The organism is Rhodanobacter lindaniclasticus (assembly GCF_004799035.1).
In the GTDB taxonomy this organism is placed as follows: Bacteria; Pseudomonadota; Gammaproteobacteria; order Xanthomonadales; family Rhodanobacteraceae; genus Rhodanobacter; species Rhodanobacter lindaniclasticus.
Genome location: NZ_MWIO01000038.1, coordinates 21,396 through 28,444 on the forward strand (window position 1 = coordinate 21,396; position 7,049 = coordinate 28,444).

Sequence of the window (7,049 nt, forward strand, 5' to 3'; positions counted from 1 at the left end):
CGGCACGTGCGCCACGCGTTTAGGCTTGACTCTTTACGCCCGAGGAGACGCCTGTGCGCAAGTCCCTGCCGTTCGCCCTGATGGCCGCCCTGCTGCTGACGGGATTCACTACCGCTGCAGTGGCGGCCGACAGCCACAAGCCGGCGGCCAGCGCCGATGCGGCCGGCAAGGACGGCTTTCAGCTGCCGCCGTTCCCCGCCGACGCGCAGGTGACGCAGACCACCACGGTCGACGGCAGGACGCTGAAGTACACCGTCACCGTGGGCTCGCTGCCGGTGCGCGACGAGAAGGGCAACAAGACCGCCGAGGTGGTGTTCACCGCCTACACCATCCCCGGCAAGGACCGGCCGGTGACCTTCGCGCTCAACGGCGGCCCGGGTGCCTCGTCGGTCTACCTCAACCTGGGCGCGATCGGCCCGAAGAAGGTGGCCTTCGGCGACGCCGGCGACTCGCCCTCCGATCCGCCGGTGCTGCACGACAACCCCGGCACCTGGCTGGGCTTCACCGATCTGGTCTTCATCGATCCGGTCGGCACCGGCTTCAGTCGCGCGCTGGTCGACGACAAGCAGGCGACCAAGGATTTCTACAGCACCGACGTCGACATCGAGTACCTCTCGCGCATCATGTACGACTGGCTGGTGAAGAACGGCCGCATGGATTCGCGCAAGTACTACGTCGGCGAAAGCTACGGCGGCTTCCGCGGCCCGCGCATCACCGAGTATCTGCAGACCCGGCTGGGTGTGGCGATGAGCGGGGTGACGCTGATCTCGCCCTACCTCGACCCCTCCGCCTGGAGCAACGACACCGTCTCGCCGCTGCCGTGGATGACCACCCTGCCCTCGATCGCCGCCGCCCACCTGGAGCGCGAGGGCAAGCTCAGCGCCGAGACGATGGCACCGATCATCGCCTACACCCGCGGCGAGTACGCCACCACGTTGATGAAGGGCCGCTCCGATCCGGCCGCCACCGAGGCCATGATCAAGAAGGTCACCGAGCTGACCGGGCTGGACCCGGTGTTCGTCAAGCGCTCCGGCGGCCGTCTCGAAACCCAGGCCTATCTGCGCGAGGTGTACCGCGCCGAGGGCAAGCTGGGCAGCCGCTACGATTCCAACGTCACCGCCTGGGATCCGTTCCCGCATGCGCCGTCCCAGCGCACCGGCGATCCGCTGCTCAACAGCATCATCGCGCCGACCACCAGCGCCATGGTCAACTTTGTCACCCAGACCGTGGGCTGGAAAGTCGCCGGCCGCTACAACGCGCTCAGCTACGAGGTGAACCGCCTGTGGCACGAGGACGACGACGCCCGCGAAGGCTCGGTCAGCCAGTTGCGCAAGGCGGTGGCCAACGATCCCAAGCTGCGCGTGCTGATCGCGCACGGCTGGGACGACCTGTCCTGCCCGTTCATGGTCTCGGTGCTGGCGGTCGACCAGATGCCGGCGATGGGCGACCCGACCCGCGTGCAGGTGAAGGAATATCCCGGCGGCCACATGTTCTATTCGCGCGCCGACAGCCAGGCCGCGCTGACCCGCGACGTGAAGGCGTTGTACGGCACCAGGTAAGCGTGCCGCGCGACGATGCGACGGGAGTCGGCGGCGACCGCCAACTCCCGCTTCGTCGCCATCAGCCGGGCCACCCATGAGCAAGCGCACGCTGTACCACGTCGATGCCTTCACCACCAGGCGGTTTCGGGGCAACCCGGCCGGCGTGGTGCTCAACGCCGACGGCCTGTCCGACGCCGAGATGCAGGATCTCGCGCGGGAACTGAAGCACTCCGAGACGGCCTTCGTGCTGGCGCCGGACGGCGCGGACCACGACGTGCGGTTGCGCTATTTCTCGCCGACCACGGAAGTGCCGCTGTGCGGCCACGCCACCATCGCCACCCACTACGTGCGCGCCAGCCTGCCCGGCTTCGGCAGCAGCGAGTTCCGGCAGAAGACCGCCGCCGGTATCCAGCGCATCCGCATCGGCCACAACGAAGTCGGTGGCCGGCGCGTCTTCATGCAGCAGGAGCGCCCGCGCATCGACCCGCCGCTGGATGCATCCGTCCGCCACCGCATCGCCGCTGCGCTGGGCGTGGCCGACGACCGGCTGACCGCGGCGCTGCCGCTGCAGGTGGTATCCATCGGCCATGGCAAGGTCATGGTGCCGCTGGAGCCGATGGTCGATCTGGATGCGCTGGCACCGAGCATGCCCGCCCTGGCGACCCTGAGCGCGGAGATCGGCTGCAATGGCTATTTCGTGTTCCAGTTGCGCAAGGACGAGGCCGCCACCGACGGGCGCATGTTCGCGCCCGCCATCGGCATCGACGAGGATCCCGTCACCGGCAACGCCAACGGCCCGCTGGGCGCCTACCTGGTGCACCACCGATTGATGCCGCATGACGGAGCGTCGCTGCGCTTCGCCGGCCACCAGGGCCGTGCGCTGCGCCGCGACGGCATCGTCCATGTCGAGGTGCGCATCGCGCACGACGAGCCGGTCGAGGTGACCATCGCAGGCGACGCCTGCATCCTGTTTTCCGCACCACTGGACGGCTGACGCCGCGCCAGCCGCAAGGCGTCAATCCACCCGCATGGCGGCGCGCACCAGGTATTGCACGCTGAACATCCGTTGCGGATCGGTCCACACCCGTTGCACCGCCAGCCCGGCCTTCTCCGCCAACGCCGCGAAATCCTCCAGCGAATACTTGCAGCTGTATTCGACCTGGATCGCCTCGTCCACGCCGAAGCGCACCTTGTGGCGGCCGATCGCCACCTGCTGCTCACGCCGGCTGACCAGCTGCGTCTCGATGCGCCCGGCCATCGGGTTGTAGCGTGCGCGGTGGGCAAAGGCGGCGAGGTCGAAATCGCTGCCGATCTCGCGGTTGAGCCGCGCCAGCATGTTCAGCGTGAACTCGGCGGTGACGCCGGCCGCATCGTTGTAGGCGGCCTCGATCACCGCCGGATCCTTCTTCAGGTCCACCCCGATCAGCAGGCCGCCGGCGTCGCCCATCTCGTTGCGCATCTTGCGCAGCAGGGCCACCGCGTCGTGCGCCTCGAAATTGCCGATGGTGGAGCCCGGGAAATACAGCACCGTGCGACGCGGCGCCCGCGGCGGAATCGGCAGGCGCAGCGGCCTGCTGAAATCGGCGCACAGCGGCTGCAACGGCAGCTGCGGAAACTCCTGCGCCAGGCGCTGCACGCTCTGCTGCAGCGGCTCGGGTGAAATCTCCACCGGCACGTAACTCACCGGCTCGCGCAGGTGGCGCAGCAGCATGCGCGTCTTGCGTCCGCTGCCGCTGCCGTACTCGACCAGCCGCACGTCGCTGCCGAGGGTCTCGGCGATGTCGGCGGCGTGCTCGTCCATCAACGCGATCTCGCAGCGGGTGAGGTAGTACTCCGGCTGCTCGCAGATCTGCTCGAACAAGGCCGAACCGCGCTCGTCGTAGAACAGCCACGACGGCAACCGCTTGGGCTTCAGCGCCAGCCCGTGCCGGGCGACTTCGAGCAACTCGTTGGCGGGCGGGCGGCGTTCGTCATCACGAAGGCCGCAGGCTTGCACACTGTTCATCGATCCTGTCCCAGTCGCAGCCCGGCAAACTGCCAGCGGGCATGGGGTGGAAAAAAGTTGCGGTAGCTGGCGCGCAGGTGGTTGCGCGGGGTGACGCAGGAGCCGCCGCGCAACACCCATTGGCCGCACATGAACTTGCCGTTGTATTCGCCCAGCGAACCGGGCAGCGGGCGGTAGCCGGGATAGCCGACGTACGGCGAGGCGGTCCATTCCCAAGCGTCGCCATACAACTGCAGCATGCCCTTGCCGGCTCGTGCCGGCAGCGGATGGAAGCGCTGGCTCTGCTGCAGGTTGCCCTCGATCGCCGCGCCTTGCGCCGCCGCTTCCCACTCCGCCTCGGTCGGCAGGCGGGCCCCGGCCCAGCGCGCGAACGCATCGGCTTCGTAGAAACTCAGATGGCACACCGGTTCGGCGGGGTCGAGCGCGCGCACCCCGGCCAGGGTGAATTCGCTGGCCAGGTCGTCCTGCCAGTAGAGCGGATGCTGCCAGTCTTCGCGTTGCACCGTGGCCCAGCCATCGGACAGCCACAGACCGGGCTCGCGGTAACCGCCTTCGCGCACGAACGCCAGGTATTCGGCATTGGTCACCAGCCGGTTGGCCAGTGCGTGCGGTTGCAGCAGGGTGCGGTGGCGCGGGGTTTCGTTGTCGAAGGCGAAGTCTTCGCCGCGATGGCCGATCTCGACGATGCCCTCGCGCCCGGGCAGGAATTGCAGCGGCACCGTCGGCGCACCCGCGGGTGCCGCGATCGACGAATGCAGCGCCGGCCGCAGCGGATTGCACCAGAACGCATGCTTGATGTCGGTCAGCAGCAACTCCTGGTGTTGCTGCTCGTGCTGCAGACCGAGCTCGACCAGGCTCGCCAGTTCCGGATCGTCATGGCGCTCCAGCAAGGCGAGCACCGCCTCGTCCACGCGCCGACGGTAATCGCGTACCTCGTCGAGCGAGGGCCGCGACAGCAGTCCACGCTGCGCGCGCACGTGCATCGGCCCGACCGACTGGTAGTAGGAGTTGAACAGGTAATGCCAGGCCGGGTCGCGCGGCTTCCAGGCCGGGTCGTGCGCGAGCACGAAGGTCTCAAAGAACCAGGTGGTATGCGCCAGGTGCCATTTCGCCGGGCTGGCATCGGGCATGGACTGCAGCAGCATGTCCTCGGCCGTCAGCTTCGCGCACAGGGCCTGCGTCTGCTGGCGCACCTGGGCGAAGCGCGCTGCGATACCGGCCCGAAGCAACGGTGAATCGGCACTCATGCGTGATACCGCAATCGCGACGGCCAGCCAAAACGGTGGTAAGTCAGCGGCATGGTGGTACGGCAAGGCATGCCCACAAGGATGCCGCGAAACTTGTTCAGAAGTTGTGATCCAGGCACCCCTGGAGGCGATGCACAAAAAAGCGCGAGCCCGACCGAAGCCGGGCTCGCGCGGGTGCCGCCATGCGGCGTGGATCAGTTGCCGTCGTCGCGGTCGTAGCCGTCATCGCGGATGTAACGCGTCTGGTACGGGTCGTCGTACACCACCGTGCGAGTTTCCACCACGCGGCGGGTCACCACCGGGGCCCCGTACTCGTACACCACCGTGCGCGGCGCGCGATAGACGACCGGTGAATCGTAATAAACCGGGGCCGGGCGCATCGCGTCGGCGACCAGGCCAACCACGGCACCGGTGACGATGGCACCGGCGATCCAGCGGCCACCGCTCCAGTGGCCGCCATGACCGTAGTAGCCGCCATGGTAGCCGCCGTAGTAGCCATGATGACCATGTCCGCCCCAACCGCGCGCGGACGCGCCCAGGGGCATCGCCAACGCCGCGATCAGCGCCAGGCCGATCGCCGCACTCTTGCCGGAAACACGCAGGCCCGCTGTATTCATGATCGTTCTCCGTTGCACGCGCGGATAGTCGGGCGCGCAGGCTTAATGTGCACTGAAAAAAAGATTCAGGATTTGACGCGCGCCGTATCCCAGGGATTGACTCCCGCATCCGCCCTGCGGCGGCGCAGCAGCCAGCAGCCGTGGATGTCGGCGCGACGGGTGAAGTCGAACGGGATGCTGGGCGTGGTCCAGTCCTCGATCTCGAAATGCGCTTCGAGTGCCTCCCGGTCCAGCTTGAAGCGGCGGAAGTTGTTGGAGAACACGATCACGCCGTCGCGGGTCAGTCGCTCGTTGCAGGCTTCCAGCAGCTTCACGTGGTCGCGCTGCACGTCGAAATCCTCGGCGCGCTTGGAGTTGGAGAAGGTCGGCGGGTCGACGAAGATCAGCCCGTAATGGCCGCGGTCGCGCTGCAGGAACTCCAACGCGTCGAACTGCATCAGCCGATGGTCCGCGCCGGTGAAACCGTTCAGTGCCAGGTTGCGCGATGCCCACTCCAAGTAGGTGGCGGACAGGTCGACGCTGGTGGTTTCCAGCGCGCCGCCGGCCGCCGCGTGCACGCTGGCAGTGGCGGTGTAGGCGAACAGGTTGAGGAAGCAGCGGCCCTCGGCCAGCTCGCGCACTTTGGCGCGCACCAGCCGGTGATCGAGGAACAGGCCGGTGTCGAGGTAATCGGTGAGGTTGACCAGGAACTTCAGGCCGTCCTCCTCCACCTCGATGAATTCGCCGCGCTGGTCGAGCTGGCCGTACTTGGAACCACCCTTGCCGCGCTCGCGGGTCTTGATCGCGATGCGTTCGCGCGGCACGCCGAGCACCTCGCCGGCCACGCGGGCGATCTCGCGCAGGCGCAGCCGGGCCACGTCGGCGGGCACGTCGGCCGGTGCGCGGTACTCCTGGATGTGCAGGTGGTCGTCGCCGCCGGTGTCGCCGTAGACGTCGATCGCCGCCGCGTACTCGGGCAGGTCCTGGTCGTAGGCACGCCAGCAGTGGATGCCCTCGCGCGCCAGCCGCTTGCGCAGGTGCCGGACGTTTTTTTCCAGCCGGTTCTTCAGCATCTGCGCGCCGGGAGACAACGGCTTCGGCTCGCGCGGTTTCTCCTCGCGCGGCTTCAGGTCGAACGTCAACAGCACGGTTTCCAGCGCACCGTTGTACAGCGCGTAGCGCTTGTCAGCATGCAGCTGCATGGCGCGGCCCAGCTCCACGTCGCCGGCCAGCACCGCGGCACGCCAACCGGTGAAGCGCTGGCGCAGCGTGTCACCCAGCGCGCGGTACAGGCGCGGCATCTCGGCGCGATCGCCGAGACGCTCGCCGTACGGCGGGTTGGTGATGATCAGGCCGTGGTCGACGCCGGGTGGCGGCGCGGCGTGCGCCATGTCCTGCTTGTCCAGGGTGAAGAATCCCGCCACGCCCGCCGCCTGCGCCGCGAATACTTCGGCTTCCTCGGCTGGCAGCAGCACGACATCGCGCTGTGGCGCGGCCTGCTGGACGAGGCAAAGCAGCGCGCCGAGACCGGCCTGCGCGCGCTGCGTCCGTGCTTCTTCGGCAGCGACGCCGACCCGCGCATGGTGCAGACGGCCAAACGCAACGCGCAGGCGGCGGGCGTGGCGGGATTCTTCACCCTGGACAAGCAGGACATGGCGCA

At 68.1% G+C, this 7,049-nt stretch carries 5 protein-coding genes and 2 pseudogenes; 3 read left to right on the forward strand and 4 right to left on the reverse strand.

Annotated elements, in window-relative coordinates:
* The first annotated feature begins 80 nt into the window (after nucleotides 1-80).
* Nucleotides 81-1,559, forward strand: a complete 1,479-nt coding sequence (locus B1991_RS13695) for a S10 family peptidase (protein ID WP_168709653.1) — start codon at nucleotides 81-83, stop codon at nucleotides 1,557-1,559.
* A gap of 76 nt (nucleotides 1,560-1,635) precedes the next feature.
* Nucleotides 1,636-2,535: a PhzF family isomerase gene (locus tag B1991_RS13700; protein ID WP_136259238.1), complete on the forward strand. Its 900-nt coding sequence runs from the start codon at nucleotides 1,636-1,638 to the stop codon at nucleotides 2,533-2,535.
* A 21-nt stretch (nucleotides 2,536-2,556) separates the two neighbouring features.
* Here B1991_RS13700 and egtD read toward each other — a convergent pair whose 3' ends face one another.
* The 4 genes and pseudogenes from egtD to rlmKL all read right to left on the reverse strand — a co-directional run.
* Entirely contained in the window at nucleotides 2,557-3,546 is a 990-nt protein-coding gene (egtD, locus tag B1991_RS13705) for an L-histidine N(alpha)-methyltransferase (protein ID WP_136259239.1), read from the reverse strand.
* On the reverse strand, nucleotides 3,543-4,793 hold the full coding sequence (gene egtB / locus B1991_RS13710) for an ergothioneine biosynthesis protein EgtB (RefSeq protein WP_136259240.1): 1,251 nt from the start codon (nucleotides 4,791-4,793) through the stop codon (nucleotides 3,543-3,545). Before egtB ends, egtD begins: the two co-directional genes overlap by 4 nt.
* Before the next feature lie 194 nt (nucleotides 4,794-4,987).
* Nucleotides 4,988-5,410, reverse strand: coding sequence for a hypothetical protein (locus B1991_RS13715; protein WP_136259241.1), 423 nt, complete (start codon nucleotides 5,408-5,410; stop codon nucleotides 4,988-4,990).
* Between the two features lie 65 nt (nucleotides 5,411-5,475).
* Nucleotides 5,476-6,828 (reverse strand): annotated as a pseudogene (rlmKL, locus tag B1991_RS13720) (bifunctional 23S rRNA (guanine(2069)-N(7))-methyltransferase RlmK/23S rRNA (guanine(2445)-N(2))-methyltransferase RlmL); the annotation flags it as partial.
* Here rlmKL and B1991_RS13725 point away from each other — a divergent pair.
* Nucleotides 6,772-7,049: pseudogene (locus B1991_RS13725) on the forward strand (hypothetical protein); the annotation flags it as partial. The pseudogenes rlmKL and B1991_RS13725 sit on opposite strands and share 57 nt — an antisense overlap.

Coding starts and splice junctions, on each gene's coding strand:
- B1991_RS13700 (WP_136259238.1), top strand. CDS start 1,636: ATGAGCAAGCGCACGCTGTACCACGTCGATGCCTTCACCACCAGGCGG.
- egtB (WP_136259240.1), bottom strand. CDS start 4,793: ATGAGTGCCGATTCACCGTTGCTTCGGGCCGGTATCGCAGCGCGCTTC.
- egtD (WP_136259239.1), bottom strand. CDS start 3,546: ATGAACAGTGTGCAAGCCTGCGGCCTTCGTGATGACGAACGCCGCCCG.
- B1991_RS13715 (WP_136259241.1), bottom strand. CDS start 5,410: ATGAATACAGCGGGCCTGCGTGTTTCCGGCAAGAGTGCGGCGATCGGC.
- B1991_RS13695 (WP_168709653.1), top strand. CDS start 81: ATGGCCGCCCTGCTGCTGACGGGATTCACTACCGCTGCAGTGGCGGCC.